The organism is Arenibacter sp. S6351L, from assembly GCF_023016025.1.
In the GTDB taxonomy this organism is placed as follows: Bacteria; Bacteroidota; Bacteroidia; order Flavobacteriales; family Flavobacteriaceae; genus Arenibacter; species Arenibacter algicola_B.
Genome location: NZ_JALKBB010000028.1, coordinates 1 through 19,179, shown reverse-complemented (window position 1 = coordinate 19,179; position 19,179 = coordinate 1). Strand labels below are relative to the sequence as shown.

The 19,179-nt window shown below is 39.3% G+C and carries 19 protein-coding genes; 16 read left to right on the top strand and 3 right to left on the bottom strand.

Features of this window, described 5'->3' with window-relative positions; genetic code table 11:
- Positions 1-122: 122 nt before the first annotated feature.
- From MWU82_RS19180 to MWU82_RS19110, 15 genes are all read left to right on the top strand, one after another.
- Complete coding sequence (locus MWU82_RS19180) at positions 123-1,220, top strand: acyloxyacyl hydrolase (RefSeq protein ID WP_215946072.1); 1,098 nt, start codon at positions 123-125, stop codon at positions 1,218-1,220.
- Positions 1,221-1,273: 53 nt separating this feature from the next.
- Positions 1,274-2,083 carry a head GIN domain-containing protein gene (locus MWU82_RS19175; RefSeq protein WP_247097603.1) on the top strand — a complete coding sequence of 270 codons (810 nt, stop codon included), beginning with the start codon at positions 1,274-1,276 and terminating at the stop codon, positions 2,081-2,083.
- Positions 2,084-2,152: 69 nt separating this feature from the next.
- A complete protein-coding gene (locus MWU82_RS19170; RefSeq protein ID WP_247097602.1) occupies positions 2,153-3,229 on the top strand; it encodes a serine hydrolase domain-containing protein in 1,077 nt (358 codons plus the stop codon).
- 209 nt (positions 3,230-3,438) lie between these two features.
- Positions 3,439-3,795 carry a hypothetical protein gene (locus MWU82_RS19165; RefSeq protein WP_215946070.1) on the top strand — a complete coding sequence of 119 codons (357 nt, stop codon included), beginning with the start codon at positions 3,439-3,441 and terminating at the stop codon, positions 3,793-3,795.
- A gap of 863 nt (positions 3,796-4,658) precedes the next feature.
- Positions 4,659-5,123, top strand: a complete 465-nt coding sequence (locus MWU82_RS19160; RefSeq protein WP_215946069.1) for a hypothetical protein — start codon at positions 4,659-4,661, stop codon at positions 5,121-5,123.
- Between the two features lie 37 nt (positions 5,124-5,160).
- The gene (locus MWU82_RS19155) at positions 5,161-5,526 is read left to right on the top strand and encodes a hypothetical protein (protein ID WP_215946068.1); all 366 of its coding nucleotides are present in this window, start codon (positions 5,161-5,163) and stop codon (positions 5,524-5,526) included.
- Positions 5,527-5,604: 78 nt separating this feature from the next.
- Entirely contained in the window at positions 5,605-6,102 is a 498-nt protein-coding gene (locus tag MWU82_RS19150; RefSeq protein WP_247097601.1) for a VOC family protein, read from the top strand.
- 80 nt (positions 6,103-6,182) lie between these two features.
- On the top strand, positions 6,183-6,977 hold the full coding sequence (locus MWU82_RS19145) for a DUF1080 domain-containing protein (RefSeq protein ID WP_215946066.1): 795 nt from the start codon (positions 6,183-6,185) through the stop codon (positions 6,975-6,977).
- A gap of 53 nt (positions 6,978-7,030) precedes the next feature.
- Positions 7,031-8,368, top strand: a complete 1,338-nt coding sequence (locus tag MWU82_RS19140; RefSeq protein WP_215946065.1) for a Gfo/Idh/MocA family oxidoreductase — start codon at positions 7,031-7,033, stop codon at positions 8,366-8,368.
- Between the two features lie 151 nt (positions 8,369-8,519).
- Positions 8,520-9,218: a DNA repair protein RadC gene (gene radC, locus MWU82_RS19135; RefSeq protein ID WP_215946064.1), complete on the top strand. Its 699-nt coding sequence runs from the start codon at positions 8,520-8,522 to the stop codon at positions 9,216-9,218.
- Between the two features lie 85 nt (positions 9,219-9,303).
- Positions 9,304-10,599: a polysaccharide deacetylase family protein gene (locus tag MWU82_RS19130; RefSeq protein ID WP_247097600.1), complete on the top strand. Its 1,296-nt coding sequence runs from the start codon at positions 9,304-9,306 to the stop codon at positions 10,597-10,599.
- Positions 10,592-11,281, top strand: a complete 690-nt coding sequence (locus MWU82_RS19125; protein WP_247097599.1) for a YjjG family noncanonical pyrimidine nucleotidase — start codon at positions 10,592-10,594, stop codon at positions 11,279-11,281. Before MWU82_RS19130 ends, MWU82_RS19125 begins: the two co-directional genes overlap by 8 nt.
- Before the next feature lie 63 nt (positions 11,282-11,344).
- Positions 11,345-11,887: a hypothetical protein gene (locus MWU82_RS19120; protein ID WP_215946061.1), complete on the top strand. Its 543-nt coding sequence runs from the start codon at positions 11,345-11,347 to the stop codon at positions 11,885-11,887.
- Complete coding sequence (locus tag MWU82_RS19115; RefSeq protein WP_247097598.1) at positions 11,884-13,320, top strand: DUF5723 family protein; 1,437 nt, start codon at positions 11,884-11,886, stop codon at positions 13,318-13,320. The genes MWU82_RS19120 and MWU82_RS19115 overlap by 4 nt, the downstream gene beginning before the upstream one ends.
- A 183-nt stretch (positions 13,321-13,503) precedes the next feature.
- Entirely contained in the window at positions 13,504-14,433 is a 930-nt protein-coding gene (locus tag MWU82_RS19110; RefSeq protein ID WP_247097597.1) for a hypothetical protein, read from the top strand.
- 25 nt (positions 14,434-14,458) lie between these two features.
- On the opposite strand, the gene MWU82_RS19105 is transcribed toward MWU82_RS19110, so the two are convergent.
- Entirely contained in the window at positions 14,459-15,736 is a 1,278-nt protein-coding gene (locus tag MWU82_RS19105) for a replication-associated recombination protein A (protein ID WP_247097596.1), read from the bottom strand.
- Positions 15,737-15,884: 148 nt separating this feature from the next.
- Here MWU82_RS19105 and MWU82_RS19100 point away from each other — a divergent pair, with 148 nt between their 5' ends.
- The gene (locus MWU82_RS19100) at positions 15,885-16,622 is read left to right on the top strand and encodes a rhomboid family intramembrane serine protease (RefSeq protein WP_247097595.1); all 738 of its coding nucleotides are present in this window, start codon (positions 15,885-15,887) and stop codon (positions 16,620-16,622) included.
- 77 nt (positions 16,623-16,699) lie between these two features.
- On the opposite strand, the gene rlmB is transcribed toward MWU82_RS19100, so the two are convergent.
- Complete coding sequence (gene rlmB / locus MWU82_RS19095) at positions 16,700-17,443, bottom strand: 23S rRNA (guanosine(2251)-2'-O)-methyltransferase RlmB (RefSeq protein ID WP_247097594.1); 744 nt, start codon at positions 17,441-17,443, stop codon at positions 16,700-16,702.
- A gap of 61 nt (positions 17,444-17,504) precedes the next feature.
- On the bottom strand, positions 17,505-18,968 hold the full coding sequence (locus MWU82_RS19090) for an aryl-sulfate sulfotransferase (protein WP_247097593.1): 1,464 nt from the start codon (positions 18,966-18,968) through the stop codon (positions 17,505-17,507).
- Between the last annotated feature and the right edge of the window lie 211 nt (positions 18,969-19,179).

Genomic DNA, 19,179 nt, shown 5'->3' with positions numbered 1-19,179 from the left:
GGGCTGTGAAACGGATTGGAATAGGTTCTGCATTGAATTAATTTCAGGAGTTCAAGGAAGGTATTTAGTATTGCCAAGTTTTAGAAACGCCTATTTTTAATTTTTCATTACATTTGCTCCCCATGAAACTAAAGCTATTTCTTTTAAGCTGTCTGTCGACAGCTTTTTGCTTTTCACAAAACCGGCAAGAAACCAAGAGATATACCTTGGATGTTAGCCAATACTATGGTTCTGTACTCTTGCACAATCCGGATATTTCACATTTGATCACCAATCATCCCGGTGGTATTATCTTGGGATATAATAGGAAGACTTATGGGGACGAGGAATGGCAGCAACTCTACAATTATCCGGATACTGGTTTTTCGTTCGTTTATCAGAATATGAACAACAGTACTTTGGGAGAGAATTTTGGACTATATGCCCATTATAATTTTTATTTTTTTAGAAGAAACCTTCAATTTAGGTTGGGGCAGGGTATAGCCTATAACACCAATCCCTTTGATAAGAATGAAAATTTCAGGAACAACGCCTATGGCTCCCACTTTTTGAGTTCTACCTATTTAATGTTCAACTATCACAAAGAGAATTTATTTAAGGGCTTAGGGCTTACGGCAGGGATTTCTTTAGTACATTACTCCAATGCCAACGTTACCGCACCCAATACCTCTACCAATACCATGGCCTTAAATGTGGGATTGACCTATGATCTGGATGGTGGCCAGGAACGGGAATATATTAGAACCGAAAAATTGAAGGTTTCAGAGCCTATTAAACTTAATCTCGCCTTTAGGTCAGGCATTAATGAGAGTGATGTGGTGGACTCCGGTCAATATGCTTTTTACATTTTTTCGGCTTATATGGACAAACGCTTTACTAGAAAAAGTGCGCTGCAGTTTGGTGCAGATGTTTATTTTTCCAACTTTTTAAAAGAACTTATTCGCTATCAGTCGGTAGCCTTCCCGGAATATGGCGTGCAAGCTGATGACGATTATAAGCGTGTTGGATTGTTTTTGGGCCATGAACTCTTCATCAATAAAATGTCCGTTATTGCCCAGTTGGGCTATTATGTATATTATCCTTTCGATTTTGAAGGCAAGGTTTACAATAGAATTGGCCTAAAACGATATTTTTCGGACAAGGTATACGGCGCTATAACTTTAAAATCCCATGGGGCAAAAGCCGAAGCCGTGGAATTCGGAGTAGGGGTGCGGCTATAGGCTAACACAATTTGACGGAATTTGGTAACAGTAGGTTATAAAGATTTAATAAGATGAACTATTTCATTTTGATGATAAAATATAGGTGGAGAAACAGTTTTCGAGTTGTTTCAAGGTGGGGTATACTTGTGTTGGTAATGTTCTTGTTATGGAATTGTAACAGTGAAAATGCCCCTGATTGCTTTCAAAATGCCGGGGATATTAACAGGGAAATTGTGGAAGTGCCTAATTTTACCACGATTACGGTCTATGAGAATGTACAATTGACCCTTAGACACGGAAGCCCATTAAAGGTAGAAGTGGAAACTGGGGAATATTTACGGAGCGAAGTTGAGGTGAAGGTTGTGGATGACCGATTGTTGTTGCGCGATACCAATGATTGTAATTTTACCCGAAAATACGGACTTACCAAAGTATATGTTACGGCTCCCAATATTACGGAGATAAGAAGTAGCACTGGACTGGATATTTTAAGTGATGGCGTATTGGCTTATCCTAGTTTAAATCTTGTTTCTGAAAGTTTTAATGACCCTGATGCCGGCTATACCAGTGGGGAGTTCAATATGGAATTGGACACCCAAGGTTTAACCATTGTTTCCAATGGAATTTCGTTCTATAATTTAAGGGGCAAAACAACTAATTTTAATATTGTTTTTGCTTCAGGGGATTCCCGTTTGGAGGCCGAGGCTTTAATAGCGGAAAACGTTAGTTTTAATCATAGAGGTTCCAATGATATACGTATAAGCCCACAGCAATCGCTAAAGGGGACCTTGCGCGGTACCGGTGATGTGGTAAGTTTTAATAGACCGGCCACAGTAGAGGTGGAGCAATTGTATAAAGGGGAACTTATTTTTATTGACTAGCACCCAAAGGCTACAGTCGCGGTCCAATTTCTATTTCCGATAATTTATAAGCAGCATACTATTTCGCCGATGAATCCTATTATAAAATACCTGAAGAATTTATTTGCCTCCCAACGGGTCATAGGAGGGGATAAGGAATTATTGGGCAAGATCCAAGCGGATCAAATCTTACAAAAGCTTATAGATGACCAGCAGGTTCCGGGTCTTGCGATTACCGTGCGCAAAAATAATGAAGTGTACTTTGAGAAAGGATATGGATATGCGGATGTAGAACAACAGTCGCCCATAGATCCACAAAATACGATCTTTAGAATAGCCAGTGTATCCAAGCCCATAGCAGCGGCTGCTTTGGCCACCATGGTAGAGGAAGGGCAATTGGATTTGGACGCTTCCATTTATAAGTATGTTCCGTACTTTCCAAAAAAGGAGGTAGACATTACGCTGCGTCAGTTGGCAGGACATACTGCCGGAATTAGAGGTTATCGTGGCGGGGAATATGGATTGAACAAGCCAATGACCAATAAGGAAGCTTTGGCCCTTTTTCAGGATGACGATCTTCTTTTTGAGCCGGGTAAAGGCTTTCAGTATACCAGTTTTGATTGGGTGCTGATTTCCATGGCCATGCAGGAGGTGAGTGGTATCCCCTTTGCTGATTATGTTCGGGAAAAAATATTAAATCCTTATGGGTTAAAAAATACACTCCCCGAAGTTCCTGGGAAACTCCCTCCCAACTGTACCACTTTTTATTCAAGGGGCAGGTTGGGGTTCAGGAAGGCTATCCCCGTAAACAATACTTACAAATTGGCCGGAGGGGGATATTTGTCCACTTCAGCGGATATTGCACTTTTCGGACAGGTATATTTGGATTCCAAGTTTCGGGAGAATAGGATTCAGTCCCAATTCCTTACTTCTGGGATTATAGATGGAACTCCAACTTACTATGGTCTAGGTTGGCAGGTTGCCCAGGATAAGTTGGGAAGGACCTATTATGGCCATGTGGGCAATGGGGTAGGGGGCTATGCCGTATTTTATGTGTATCCGGAACAGGATATGGTTTTCTCCATTCTAATCAACTGTACCAACCCTGGGGTATTGGATACCTTGGAGGAGGTAATAGGGCTTTTGATCGGAGAGGTTGTTGCATAACCGCATTTGAGCAAAACCCTGGTAGATTACTCAATATAATTAGGATTGATTCGTTTATACAGTAAAATTTTGAAGATGGAGAAAAACTGATTTTCTACTAAATTGTTAGTCTTAAAATGCCGATATTTAACACTGGGGACAAATTAGGAAGAGTAGATTGGTTATTTCGTAGAATCCAAAAGGAGAAATTAAATTGAAAAAAATCATCAATGAAAAAAGATATAATTCCTTTGTTGTTGGCTATAATTTTGGTTCTTATTTCCATAGGTATGAATTTATTTGTGGATATTGAACTTGATGGAGCATTGTACATAGGGATTGGATGGTTAAGTGTTGCATCATTTTTTTACTTTGTGGATAAGAAGATTTATTTATTTGCTTTTGGCGCAACCTTATTAGCTGGATTGTTTAGCTTGATCGATATATATTATGTCTATCTAAAGTTTCAAGTTGGCTTCTTTTTGATCAATCCAATTTTTGTCCTTTTAATTTTTGGCTTTATTTTTCTTAATAGGGATGGGCTCAAAGCACTTTTGGCCGATATGCCCAAATTGAATGGAAAGTAATTTTCCTTTGGACCTTTACTCCCTAGTATTTCTGATTGAGTGTACTAATAAGGACCCAAGTAAATTTAATAAGTTTCCGATATTGATATATGGTATTTGTTCCTGTTATTTGATACCTTTTTATTCAATTTGGATAGCCTTGAAAATTAATGGGGTCATCCTCAAAATGGGTGTAAGTTAGAAAAAGATAATATAAATTATCGCAGTATTCGTGTCCTGTTCATTTTTTGCATCGCCCAAAAAACGAACCAAAAAACGCTAGGCTGATTTTAAATTTCTTTAAATCTACGCACTTTCCACGGCCGCACCGCCCAGGCCGCTTTCACTTGGGTGAAATGCTCTATGGACGGCTTCCGCCATCCAATGCGAAAACCACTTGATTTAAGACGAAATTGAAAATAGGCCGTTCCTTTGTTACATTTATCCAATAGTGTCGATAGATCATTGTTTTTTATCGAATACCACCATAAATTGCCTTTGAAGTTTGTTGTTGGGTCGGTCTTCTTCCGTGGTGGAGATGTCATGGCCGTAAAGAATTATTGAAGCCTTGGAAATAATTTAGGCCATGGTATCGGTCCTTAAAATCTCGAGATTTTAGGGACCACATAGTGAAGAAGTGTCTTTTCTTTTGTTTCGTTTTCTTTGGACAAGCAAAGAAAATGAAAGAAGAAGGTATTCATGAATCCCTTTGGTCGATTTCATTGAACTATTAAGCATGATCCAATTAATGGGTTTCTAATAGACCTTAAATAATTTACGCAACCAAATATCATTATAAACATCTTACCATCAGTATTTTAATTGGCGATACGTCTCCAAAGGGAATTCTTTGGAACAAGCTTAATTTTTAACAGAGGTAACCAATGAAAAAGAGCGCATTTCTTTTATTTATAATCGGCCTATTGCTTTCTTGCGAAAAAAATGAAGTAAATCCTTCAGATATCAAACAGTTGGGTTATGGCACATCCTTTGGTATGTGCGTGGGCTATTGTAAGAACGAGATGTTGTTAAAGTCGGGTACGGTAATCTATTCCCGTTCGGGTTGGAATAATCAGGTAGAACCTATTAAGTGTACAGAAAACATGACCCAATTGAGTTGGGACTCTCTTAAAAAAACAGTAGATTTAAATGAATTTAATTCTTTGCCTGAAATCTTGGGATGTCCGGATTGTGCAGATGGAGGGGCAGAGTGGTTGGAGATTGAAAATTTTTCCGGCAAGAAGTCCAAGGTGACCTTTGAGTACGGCAAGGAACCCGAGGAATTGAAAAGTATGGTAACCGCCTTAAGGAAACAATTGGAAAAGGGTATTCATTGCGAGGAGTTTTAAAGAATTACTCTTGTGTTATGCCCACAAAAAGTATAAAATGAAATATTTCATCTTTTTATGTTTGGTATTATTTTTTATAGGTAGTAGTAGTCTCAATGCCCAACAACGCGCCATATCGTCCCCAGATGAAAATGCCAATAACGATATATTGGTAAAGGATTGGAGCAAGCATGAGGCCAATGCATTTGGAAAAAAGGGAATTGGGATAAAGGATTCTATTGTTTTTGGATTCAATTTTAAGGATGGGCTTATTGGTTTAAAGGACCATAAGAGGTCCACTAAAATTAATTCAGAGAAAAAGACGGTAGAAATGCCCGTTGTTAGGCCTTCTGGCAACTATCCCATGACTATTTATCCAATTGATACCACTAAAGCCTACGCCGCAAGAATTTATAAATATTGATCATATCCACGGTCATTGGTGAACGAAATTGCTGGGCAGTAATAACAAATTGAAATTTACGTCTAATGTACTCCTCTAATGGACAATAAATATACTATTCCAGCACAGGCCCGAATAGGGCATGTACATTTAAAGGTAGCAGACTTGGAACGGTCCTTGGATTTTTATTGTAATCTATTGGGCTTTAAAGTAACCACCATGTACGGAAACCAAGCCGCCTTTATTTCGGCCGGTGGATATCACCATCATATTGGTTTAAATACCTGGCATAGTAGAGGGCTTCCTCCTGCATCTGCCAATAGTGTGGGCTTGTTTCATACAGCAATTTTATACCCTACAAGAAAGGATTTTGCAAAAATATATCTACGCTTGCTTAGGGAAGAATATCCATTGACCGGGGCCAGTGACCATGGTGTTTCGGAAGCTATTTATTTGGACGACCCCGACAAAAATGGGGTGGAATTGTATTGGGACCGCCCAAAAAGCCTATGGACCTATGAGCAGGACGGATCCTTGACCATGTTTACCAAGCCATTGGATATGGAGAATTTGTTGCAGGAGTTGAAAACGGTTTAAATTACACTGCGCTATCTTAGGTCTCTTGTAATTTTTTTTTATCTTCATGACCTAATAAATTCTCCTGAAATAATAAATACATGAAACTACTAATTGCCTTTTTTTCCGTTGCATTGGTACTATCTTCCTGCAAAACTAAAACCGACACCAAACCCGAAGCTAAAGCTGAAACTGCAGTAGAAGCCGAAAATTGGATATACTTGTTCGATGGAGTAACTACTAAAGGATGGAGAGCATACAATGGGGATACCTTGCCTCCGGGCTGGGTCGTAAAGGACAGTGTATTGACGTTTGATACCGAATTGGGGCTAGAGCAGGATTATACCGGAGGAAAGGATATAATCTATGGTTTGGAAGAGTTTGATAATTTTGAACTTTATGTGGAATGGAAATTGCCCGAAGGGGGTAATAGTGGTATTTTTTACCATCTAAAGGAAGGTATCCCCAATGCCGGGCCGCCAAATATTTCCCCGGAATACCAGTTGATCGATGATGAAAATTACGCAAAAATCCACGATCTTACGGCATACAACCTTAGCCTTGGACATACCGAAAATCCTGCGGCACTTCAACCCTTACAGCAAACCGCCTCGGATTATGCCATGCATGTGGCCGATCCCGAGCAAAAAATATTGAATCCTGTTGGAGAGTGGAACTCTTCTAAAATAGTATTTACACCAGAGCAAGTAGAGCACTGGCTCAATGGGAAAAAAGTACTATCTTTTGTGCCTTGGTCCAAGGATTGGTATGAAAGAAAGAATTCTGGGAAATGGAAGGATGAGGAAAATTATGGTAAGTTCAAGTCTGGGTATATCGGTTTTCAGGATCACTCAAGTCCCATTTGGTTCAGAAATATAAAAATTAGAAAATTATAGAACTTAATTCTGTCGGTTTGGTTTGACCGTTAAAAACAATAAAAAACTTACTTATGAAAAAAAGAGACTTTTTAAAAAGTACCGCAGCCTTGGGTTTAACGGCACTGCTGCCATCCTCCGTTTGGGCATTGTCCAAAAATGGACGTCTACGAACTGCCCATATCGGCGTTAGTAATATGGGAGGGGCAGACCTTGCGTCCATATCTTCACATGAATTGGTGGATGTAGTAGCACTTTGCGATGTAGATTCCAAGGCATTGGCAGAGGCCAAAAAATTGCACCCCAATGCTGTAGTCTACAAGGATTATAGGGTGATGCTCAAAGAAATGAAGAGCGATATAGATGCGGTAATCGTCTCGACCCCGGATCATACCCATGCTCCCGCTTCCATGATGGCCATGGAGATCGGAAAACCGGTATATTGTCAAAAACCCCTTACCCATCACGTGGTGGAAGCCAGAGCGATGCGCAAAATGGCAAAAGAAAAAAACTTGGTAACCCAAATGGGAATTCAGGTACATTCTTTCTACGATTATAAATTAGCCACCTTATTGATCCAATCTGGAATTATTGGGAAGGTAAGCACTGTTAGGGCGTGGTCTCCCAAGAACTGGGGCTTTGATGGCCCGGAGCCGCAAGGATCAGATCCGGTGCCTGAAAATTTGGATTGGAATCTGTGGTTGGGGACATCTGCCGAAAGACCTTATAAGGAGGGGTATTACCATCCGGCCAATTGGAGAAAATTACTGGACTATGGTTGTGGTACCTTGGGAGATATGGGTGTGCATATTTTTGACACCCCATACAACGCCCTTAAATTGGACGTGCCCATGACTATAAAGAACCAATGCAGAAAACCTACAGGATTTGGATTTCCTGAAAAAAACACTGTTACTTATACCTTTCCCGGAACCGAATATACGGCCGATACCTTAAAGTGGATCTGGTATGATGGCAAAGGGGCACCTGGGAAACATAAAGACTTGAAGTTGCCTAATAATGAGAAACTACCTGGTCAAGGAGCAATGTTTGTCGGAGAAAAAGGGAGACTTTTGTTGCCACATTTTATGGAATTGCCCAGACTTATTGTAGATGGTAAATATCAGGAACTGGATTTGTCCATAATTAAGGATCAAGAGGCCATAGGCGAACCGGTTAGGGACTATGATTCCGAAGGAAATAAGCATTACCATCAGTTTGTAGATGCCTGTTTGGGTAAAGCCGAAACCTCGGCTCCCTTTGAATATTCGGCACGACTTACCGAAACTATATTGTTGGGGGTTATTGCAGGGCGTTTTCCAAATAAGACATTGCATTGGGATAACGCCACCGCCAGATTTTCGGAACCTGAGGCCAATAAGTTCTTGGACGCGCCGTATAGGGATTTCTAAAATCTAAAATTTTACCTAATCATAAAAGCCCATCGGCCATTTTTATCAGAATGGCAGATGGGCTTTTTTATTCATGAAATTATGTTGCAGACCAGTCGTAATATTTGATTTTGTAATTATGATAAAACCATAAGATTCTTATCTTTAGGTTATGCAACAAAAGCCATCTTCTTTCTCTATTAAAAATTGGTCCGATGATGATAAGCCTCGAGAGAAATTGGTGCAAAAAGGGAAATCTGTTCTTTCCGATGCAGAACTGATAGCCATACTAATTGGCTCTGGAAGTCGCAATGAAAGTGCCGTTGAGCTTTCAAAACGTATTTTGGCCTCGGTAAATAACAACCTGAACGAATTGGGAAAATTGTCCATTAAACAGCTAATGCAGTTTAAGGGCATAGGGGAGGCCAAGGCCGTTTCTATTGCTGCTGCCCTGGAAATAGGGAGAAGACGCAGGGGAGAAGAGGCTCAAAAAATAACGAAAATCAATAGCAGTAAAAATGTCTTTGAACTTTTGCAGCCTAAAATGGGAGAGCTGCCACATGAGGAATTTTGGATAGTTTTTCTGAATAATTCCAACGCCGTGCTGCACGCGGGGCAACTTAGCAAGGGAGGTATTACAGGGACATTGGTAGATGTCCGCTTGGTTTTAAAACAAGCATTGGAATTAGGTGCGGTAGGATTGATTTTGGCACATAACCACCCTTCAGGTACTTTAAGGCCAAGTGAGGCCGATAAGCAAATTACAAGAAAACTAAAAATAGCGGCAGAGGCCTTGGATATAAAAGTTTTGGACCATATTATCATCACACAAAAAGAATACTTTAGTTTTGCAGATGAAAATATCCTTTAAAATGGAGCTTGGAATCTATGGTTTTGGGCTGAGACTACCGAAATTAAAAATGCAGGACTTCTTTAAAAGAAATAAGTAAAAAGTTATGTTGCTCATATATACCCATAAAATTACACATCGCTTCAGTTATATTATGCGGCATATATTCACAACTATTTTGGGAATAGAGGTTACCTACACTACCAAAGTAGAGGATTTTATTAAACATACCGGGCCAAAGATAACATACACCAAACAACCTTTGCAGAACGAATTCTTTGTACGGAGCAACGACCTGTTGTTTGAACAAGGTATTAACGACATACAGATCTATATAGCCGATTGGGAGGGTACACCTTGTTTTTTTGCAACTGGGGATAGAAGCAATCTGCCTTATGATATTTTTTCTGCAAGTTTTTATATGTTGAGTAGGTACGAAGAGTATTTGCCCCACGTAAAGGACATGCATGGGAGGTTTTCACCCAAGGACAGTTTGGCCTTTGAGCACGATTTTCTAGAAAAACCCTTAGTAGACATTTGGGCCCAAAAGTTATTGTCCGCACTAAAGGAAAAATTCAAGGATCTTAAATACAAGCCAAGAAATTATAATTATACCTCCATCATAGATGTTTCCAGTTCCCATTGTTTTGCCCATAGAGGTTTTGTCCGGGGTATGTCAGGATTTCTTTTCGATTTGGCTTCGCTCAAGATTCGTAGGGTTTTCGATAGGGTTTCGGTATGGTTCAATCTAAAAAAAGATCCCTATGACAATTTTTTTGAGCTAATAGAACTGCATAAGAATAACAAGGTAAAGGGCATGTTCTTTTTCCAATTTGCGGAATATTCCACTTACGACAAAAACGTGTCCCCCAACAATAATAAATTTAAGCATCTCATTAAATCTGTGGCGGACTACGATAAGGTTTCTTTGTCCTGTTCCTATAGCTCCTTTAATGATATAGCCCTGCTTAAGGAAGAGAAAAAAAATCTTGCCAATGTAATCAACAGACCTGTAAGTAGCTCCCGTATGCGCTATAATAGGGTGGACATTCCCGAAACCTATAGGAATTTGATCGAAGCAGGATTTACGGACGATTATACCATGGGATATACCCATGAAATTGGATTTAGGGCGGGTACCTGTACGCCTTTTTATTTTTATGATATTCCCTTGGAGGTTCAACAGCCCATTAAGATACATCCTTTTGCGGTGCACGATTACGGCTTGTTGAAATACAGGAATAGGACGGAGGCATTTTCCGCAGTGGAAAGGCTTTATTTGGAAACTAAAAAGGTAAACGGAAAGTTTATAACTGTTTTTTCAAATGAATTAATTGGGGGTGAAAGTAAATTGAATTGGAAGAAATTATATAGTAGTATTTTAAAACGTGTAAATGTTTAAGAACCTTGTTACGGATGTTTTTTTTGATCTGGATCATACCCTATGGGATTTTGAAAAAAACTCGGCCCTTACATTTCAAAAAATACTCGCGGAGAACTCCGTCAGTGTTGATCTCAACGATTTTTTGAAAGTATATATCCCCATAAATTTTGAATTTTGGAAGCTTTATCGTGAAGGGAAAATAACCAAAAATGAATTGAGGTTCCAAAGATTGAAAATCACCTTTGATACACTCGGGCATTCCATTTCCAATGAATTAATTGATGTTTTATCTGATCAATATATTGAGCATTTGTCTTCGTACAACCATCTTTTTCCCAATGCAACAGAGGTTTTGGACTATTTGAAGCCCAATTATAAATTGCATATCATCACTAACGGCTTTCAGGAAATACAGCATAAAAAATTGCAGGGCTCCAATATTCACAATTATTTTGAGCATATAATTAATTCAGAAATGGCCGGTGTTAAAAAACCCAACCCAATTATCTTTAGATTGGCACTTGAAAAGGCCAAAGTGCCGCCCCATAAATCCTTGATGATCGGTGATAGTTTGGAGGCAGATATTTTGGGAGCAAAGTCAGTAGGGCTGCATACCCTTCATTTTAACGCTAATAATGAGCCAAAGCACGAATATTGCGACATGATTCACGATTTAAGTGAAATAAAATCTTATTTATAGAGTTATATTCTTGAGTAACACTATAACAACGCGGTACCAGTAGTTGTTCTTGGAAAGTTTGGTATGAAAAATAAAATATTGCTTCCCGCCATTATTTTGCTTGCGCTCTATTCTTGTATAGAAAGGCAAAACTTCGATCAATATGATGATTTGGAAATTATTCCTACCGTAGAGGCCAGTATATTGTATATAGAATCGCCTGAAAGACTGTTAAATGAAATTCCCGGACAGGATTTTTATTCCCAGGATTTTAATTTTGACGGCTTTAGTGCAGATGCCTTCTCGGACCGGGTTTTGGATGGCTTTATATTTTATGAAATTGAGAATACTACCAGTAAGGAAATGGAGGCCACGGTTGAGTTTTTGGATGAAGGGGGGAATACCTTGGATACCCAATATTTTCATATTGACCCGGCTCCAACGCCCCTTGTGCAATTGCAAGTGGCCTATGGTACTGGTACTGGACGAAGCATAGAAATCATAAAAAACACTTCAAGTATAAAGGTAAGTGTTCTTAATTTAGGAGATAATAGTAGTGTATCCAACCTCCCGGATCCAAAAATTATATTTAGGTCCAGCGGAAAATTCAGACTTCGTTTAAAATGAGGCAAGTTAAACTCGTCTTATTATTTTGGTTACTGGGTTGTATCTTTATTACTGCCCAGAACAAGCAAATACTGTACGATTTTACAGAAATCCCCCAAGCCTTAATGATTAATCCCGGAATGTCAACGGACTTTCAATGGTATGCCGGAATCCCGGTATTGTCAGGAATTTCTTTTCAGGCAGGTAGTAGTGGACTTACGGTAAATGATCTGTTTGCAGACGACGGAGTGGACTTTAACGTTAAGGTCAGGGAACGGGCCATATATGGTATGAGTATCCGTGATGAGCTTAGCGGTACTTATCAGGTGGAATTATTGAATGGAGGTTTTCGCGGCCGTAATCGGGATAACTTTTATTCTTTCGGGATTTATAACGAAGGTGATGCTATAGGTTATTGGTTTAAGGATTATGCTATTTTGGCCTTTGAGGGCAATGCGGACCAATTGGGTAGAAAATTTGATCTTGGGCATTTAAAAACACGTGGGGAGATGCTCAATGTGTTTCATTTCGGAATAAACAAAAGAGTGGATGGGGCCCTGACCCTTGGCGGAAGAGCTAAAATATATTCTAGTGCCTTTAATTTTTCATCCACTAAAAACAACGGCTATTTTGTAACCGATGAGGGGCAAAATAACCTCTTGGCCAATACCATTGATGCCGACCTGGAATTAAGGTCCTCCGGTCTTAATGAAATTGAGGATGCTCTGGACAATGATAGTTCTCTTTTACCTGGAATTTTAACTAGAAGACTGTTTTTTGGGGGAGATTTGGGATTTGGAATCGATCTGGGATTTACGTATAAACTTAACAAGCAAACTGTAATAACCGGAAGTTTGTTGGACTTGGGGTTCATATATAGTTCCACCGACGTTAAAAACTACACCATAAAGGGCAATGCCACAGTGGAAGGAATAGAAGTTATTTTACCGGATGCATTTTCAAACTCCAATGCCGATTTTTGGCAAGATTTGATGGATGAGGTGGATGCTTTGGTTCCTCACGGCACCAATAATAATAGCTATATTTACTTTAGGCCTACCAAACTGTATGGTTCCATACGTTATAACTGGGGAGAACCCTCTAATAACAATATGGATTGCGATTGTAATTATATGGTGTCCAAAAGAAGGGATTACACCAAATACGCCAATGGTGTTGGTGGACAATTGTACATGATCAACAGGCCCAGAGGGCCACAAGCCGCACTTACCGCCTTTTATTTACGAAGATTTGGAAGGGCTTTGGCACTGAAAACAACCTATACTGTAGATAAATTTTCATGGACCAATATTGGATTGGGGCTTAATCTACAGGCCGGCCCGGTAAATATCTATGTTATGGCGGACAACCTATTGGCCTATAAGAACCTGGCGGATAGTCACTACTCCTCTTTTCAATTAGGATTAAATATTATATCTTGGGGGAAGAAATAATATTAGAACTATACAACCAACATTAATGTATTTAAATGTTCCTTTGTAAGGAACAATATTTAGGGCTTTTAATTTCCAAAAGTCATATTGGTTTAGTTTTTGCTCTCATTATTATTTATGTCTAAAAATTTACGCCCGTGAATAGATCACAAAAGGATGGTGGTGCCTTTTATTTTGTCCAAAATGAAATTCAAGGAGCACCGGGCGGCATTATCAACACTAACAATGAAATTTGAAATGATGAAAAACTTTTTTTTACCCCTTATTTTAATGTGTGGCTTTTTTGGCATGTCACAGGCCGAATTAAACAAATACAAGTATATTATAGTGCCAACCAAGTTTGAAGCCTTTAAAAATGAAAATCAGTATCAGACCAGTACAATGATCAAATATAATCTTGTCGAAAATGGCTTTACAGCAGTTTATGACAATGACATGCCCGCGGATCTGTTGGCCAATAGGTGTCTTGGTCTGCTTTTGAATCTTAAGGATGACTCGTCCATGTTTACTACCAAGGTTACCTTGACCCTCAAGGATTGTCAATCTAATGTGGTCTACACTACCGTGGAAGGTAGTAGCAAGGAGAAGGACTACAAATCCGCTTATTCAGAGGCAATAAAGGAATGTTTTAAATCTTTGTCAGGAATCGGGTACAAATATGAGCCTAGTGGGGATACCGCACCCACGACCGTAAGCTTTAAAAATGATGTTAAAAGAATTGAAGAGAAATCGAGTGTAGCTCCAAAACAAAATTTACCTAACCCTGTAGTTCAACAGAAAGCCACTTTGGAGGAGCAGTCCTACAAAAGCATGGAACCGGTTCAGTCCAATATTACCAAGGCAGAAAATATGCCTTCCATGGCCTTGCCGAATGTAGATTACAAGACAGAAGGTGCCGCGGTATTATATGCCCAGGCCATAACAAACGGATTTCAATTGGTAGACAGCACGCCTAAAATAACACTGAGGATGTACGCTACCTCCCAGGCCAATTTCTATATTGCCGAAGGGGATGTGCATAGTGGTGTGGTTTTGAAAAAAGGCGACAAGTGGTATTTTGAGTATTATGAGGGCAATAAATTAATGGGGCAGGAGCTGAATATTAAATTCTAAATTCTCTTAGATTTCCATGGGCCATTTATAGTTCATATTTATCTTTCCATCGCTTCTTCAGGAAATCTTTGATGGCATTTTCGCGTTGATTATTGCCTGGGCGGTAAAAACTGGTTTTGGCTACTTCCTTGGGCATAAATTCTTCTGCTATAAAATTATTTTCGTAGTCGTGGGCATATTTATAATCTTCCCCGTAACCTAGGTCTTTCATTAGTTTGGTAGGGGCGTTTCGCAATGCCAAGGGAACGGATAGGTCCCCTGTTTGTTTTACGGTTTGCTGGGCCTTGTTTATGGCCATATAACTGGCATTGCTCTTTGCAGAGGTGGCCAAATAGATAACGCACTGACTCAATATGATCCTAGCTTCGGGATATCCTATGGTAGTAACGGCCTGAAAAGTAGTATTCGCCATTACCAGGGCAGTAGGGTTGGCATTGCCAATGTCTTCGGAGGCTAGAATAAGTAGGCGCCTAGCAATAAACTTCACATCCTCTCCGCCTTCGATCATCCTGGCCAACCAATATACCGCCGCATTGGGGTCGCTTCCTCTTATCGATTTTATAAAAGCGGAGATAATGTCGTAATGTTGCTCACCAGTTTTATCATAAAGAACTGTGTTCTTCTGAATTTTGCTCAATACCAGATCGTCCGTAATGGTCACGGTATCCGTTTCTTCCGAATTGATGATAAGCTCGAAGATGTTTAACAATTTTCTTCCATCACCCCCAGAGAGACGCAGTAGCGCTTCGGTTTCCTTGAGTTTTATTTTTTTGGTTTTTAAAAACTTGTCCTCTGTCATTGCCCTGTGGAGCATGGCTTCAAGATCTTCTTTTCCAAAGGGATTTAGTATATAAACCTGACAGCGGGAAAGTAGCGCGGGAATTACCTCGAAGCTGGGGTTTTCCGTGGTGGCACCTATTAGGGTGACCCATCCTTTTTCTACGGCCCCTAACAGGGAATCCTGCTGCGATTTGCTAAAGCGATGGATTTCATCAATAAAAAGAATAGGGTTTTTGGTCGTGAACAAGCCTCCGCTTTGCTTGGCCTTTTCTATAACTTCCCGGACATCCTTTACGCCACTACTAATGGCACTCAAGGTATAGAAAGGACGGCCACTTTCTTGGGCAATAATATTGGCCAAGGTGGTTTTTCCCGTTCCAGGAGGACCCCATAGAATCAATGATGGCAGGATTCCTTTTTTTATTTGATGGGTCAATGACCCATTTTCTCCCACCAAATGATTTTGGCTTATATAATCCTCCAAGGTTTTGGGGCGTACCCTTTCTGCTAGTGGCTCGTTCATAATGTAAAAATAAAACAAAGTTGCAATAAGGAGGTTTTCTTTCGTGACTTTAAAAATGGAATTTTTGGTGGATGAAATATAGCGAATGACATTTTTACCGATTTTCTATTTTTGGTCAGCATATTGCTTAAATAATTATATTTCGGATATGACAGAGAGCAATTATTTTAAATTTTCCAATTCGGTAATGGTATTTCCATTGTTGGCGGTACTCTCTATCTGGACCGTATATTGGTTTGAAATTCGGTTTCAGGTCAATTTTAACGATTTTGGTATTTATCCAAGGACCTTAAAGGGACTTAGAGGTATTGTCTTTAGTCCGTTTATACATTCGTCCGTAGAACATCTTTATAATAATACCATTCCAATTGCCATACTTACGGCATCCCTTGCTTATTTCTATAGGAATATAGCCCTTAAAGTATTGTTGTGGGGCATTCTTTTATCGGGTGCTATAACTTGGCTCATAGGAAGGCCATCATATCATATTGGAGTAAGTGGATTGATTTATGTACTGGTGAGTTTTATTTTTTTTAAAGGAATTCTATCCAAGCATTACCGCTTGGTTGCCCTATCCTTGATGGTAGTTTTTATCTATGGTAGTTTGTTGTGGTATATTTTTCCTGTTGAGGACGGTATTTCTTGGGAGGGTCATTTAGGTGGATTTCTCACGGGTATATTTTTGGCGTTTGTGATGAAGGCTCCTTTGCCCAAACTGAAAAAATATGATTGGGAGAAGGAGGATTATAATGAAGAGGAGGATGAATTCTTGAAACATTTCGACGAACATGGGAATTTTATTGAGAGCAGGCCTCCTACCCAGGAAGATGATATTGTAATTAAATATCATTACAAAAAAAATCCCGAGGATTCGGGATTGGAATGATAATATAGAGTTCGGTAATATATATATGGGAAATTAGAATACAGCCAAGTTCTGATAAAGTTATGTAATCTAACGCCTTAAGAGGTTTCTTGCCGTTGCCTTACTGCTTCGTAAAGGAAAACTCCGCAAGCTACCGAGACATTAAGGGAACCTATCTCTCCCAATAAAGGAAGTTTCGCCATATGGTCCGCGGCCTTTAGAATGGATGGGGAGATGCCGACATCTTCCGATCCCATGATTATGGCGCAAGGCTCCTTAAAGGAAACTTCATATATGGTGTTCTCGGTTTTTTCGGTGGCGGCAATAACCTTTATACCTGAAGCCTGTAGATAGAAAACGGCATCTTTTATGTGGTCTATTTTGGCAATAGGAACTCTAAAAGCGGCTCCGGCAGAGGTTTTAATGGTGTCTGCAGTAACCGGGGCAGCTCCTTTTTTCTGAATTATGATTCCGTCTACTCCGGTACACTCGGCCGTTCTTATGATGGCTCCAAAATTCCGTACATCCGAGAGCTGGTCCAATAATAGGAAAAGGGGTGTTGTCTTGGTCTCCAATGTTTTTTCAACCAATTCTTCCACGGTTAAAAAGGTAATTGGGGATATATTGGCCACAACGCCCTGATGGTTATTCTTGGTAAGTCGGTTTAATTTTTCAATAGGCACATAGGAAGCGGTAATACCGTTTTTGCGGATCAGTGTTTCCATATCCTTGGACAGATCTCCCTTTAATCCTTTCTGTATAAAAACCTTGTCTATTGGTTCATTGGATTTTATGGCTTCTATTACGGCTCTGATGCCATAAATTTGTTCGGTGTTCTTCATGGGGTAAAGGTAGAAAAAAAGGACATCCTACAATGTCTTTTTGTTTTTGTAATTAGAAAATCTATTGACTACAGTTCCCAATATTAAAATTAAGCTCTATAGGATCGCCCGGTGCAATATTTTTATTTGAAAATCCAGGGAAATTCTCACTGTATTTAAGAGCCATAAATACATTGCTGATGGGTTCTTCGCCTTGATGTAATATCTCGCCCGAATTTGTTTCCGGATTAATGTATTCCCATACAATTTCATTGTTGGGATTAATCTCAAAAAATTTACCTTTGGTTCCCTCACAAATCAAAGTGTTGCCGTTTGGTAACCTTTGTACACTGGATAATATTTTGGAAAAGAAATCCCCTTTATTGGGTGCTTTATAAGACCATTCAGGCTGTAGTGGTCCAAAAGAGGATTCTTCATCATAGATGTAATTTCCAAAAGAATCAACGGGTGGTGTAATGATATCAATAGACGAATGATTGGGGTTTCTACCGGTACCGTTATTGAATAATATAATTTTATCTTGATCTTTAAGGCCTTTGTCAATCCATTGTGCATTGTGCTGTCCAAACAATAATTGGTTCATTTCCGAACCTTGATTGTAGGCTATGGGATTCCCCCATCTATATAAAATATCTCCTCCTTTGCCCATCCTTCCTCCATTGTTTGTAGCGGCTTCTTCCTTTGAGGTAGAATGGTCAATTATATATATTTCATTCAATTTTTGTGAACTTAATATAATTTGATCCAAAGACTCGTTAAATTGTAAGGAGTTAAAATGAAGCCAATCTTTTTCTCCCGTCGAAATCCCTAAAAAATTAATATTGATCAATTGAGGATTTAATGAAATACTGCCAAAGTTTTCTTTGGTGCTATCAAGGTCTTGTATTAAATGATCCCAAGCATTCCATTCCCAAACAATATTGCCGCCGTTATTACCTTGAGGTTCTATTTCTATAACCTGTTCATTATATAATTCACCTTCGGTTATATATTGTGGGTCCCGGCCTGCTGCAATAGCCTCTTCATATGTTTTCCTTGTCGCGGCCAATAATAGGATATTGCCATTTTCCATGGGGTAAAGTCCGTGGTGTTGGCTATATAGGGAGGTAGTGTAGATATATTGCCACGTTTTGTCTCCATTCCAATCAAATTTTTCTATTATTCCGCCCAACCCGCCATAGGTGATATTTGGATTGTCGTATTTCCCTGCTCTAAGCAAAGAACCGTCCTCTAGTAAATAATAAGCCCCACCTCTATCATAATCGCTGATCCAATGATTAATAACTTGCCCGCAGTTGTTTATTAAATAGGTGTTCTTGTGGATAGTGAATAAGGTGTATCCAGCGTAAACTTCAGAGCTGTATTTAATAGTTCCTAGAGTGTTATTGTTTGGAATTTTAATAGTGTCTATAGCTGTGACAGGATCTGGTTCTGGAGTATTGGTGTTAGTTGGTCCTTCATTGGAACATCCCATTATAAACAAGAAAAACAAAGAAATAAGTATGGAGCCAATAAACTTTGACATTAGTGAAAATTTTGTTTTTAATAAAAATATTAATTTTTTACAGATCAATTATTTAGACAATAGGAATGAAATAAAAAAAAAGCGGCCATTAAGGCCGCTTTTTAATTTTATACTGAAGTCCCGTCCTAAAATAAGTTGACACAAAATCGACTTATTTATGAAACATTCAAAGATTACAGGTAATAAGCGGACACAACGCGATTACAATCTA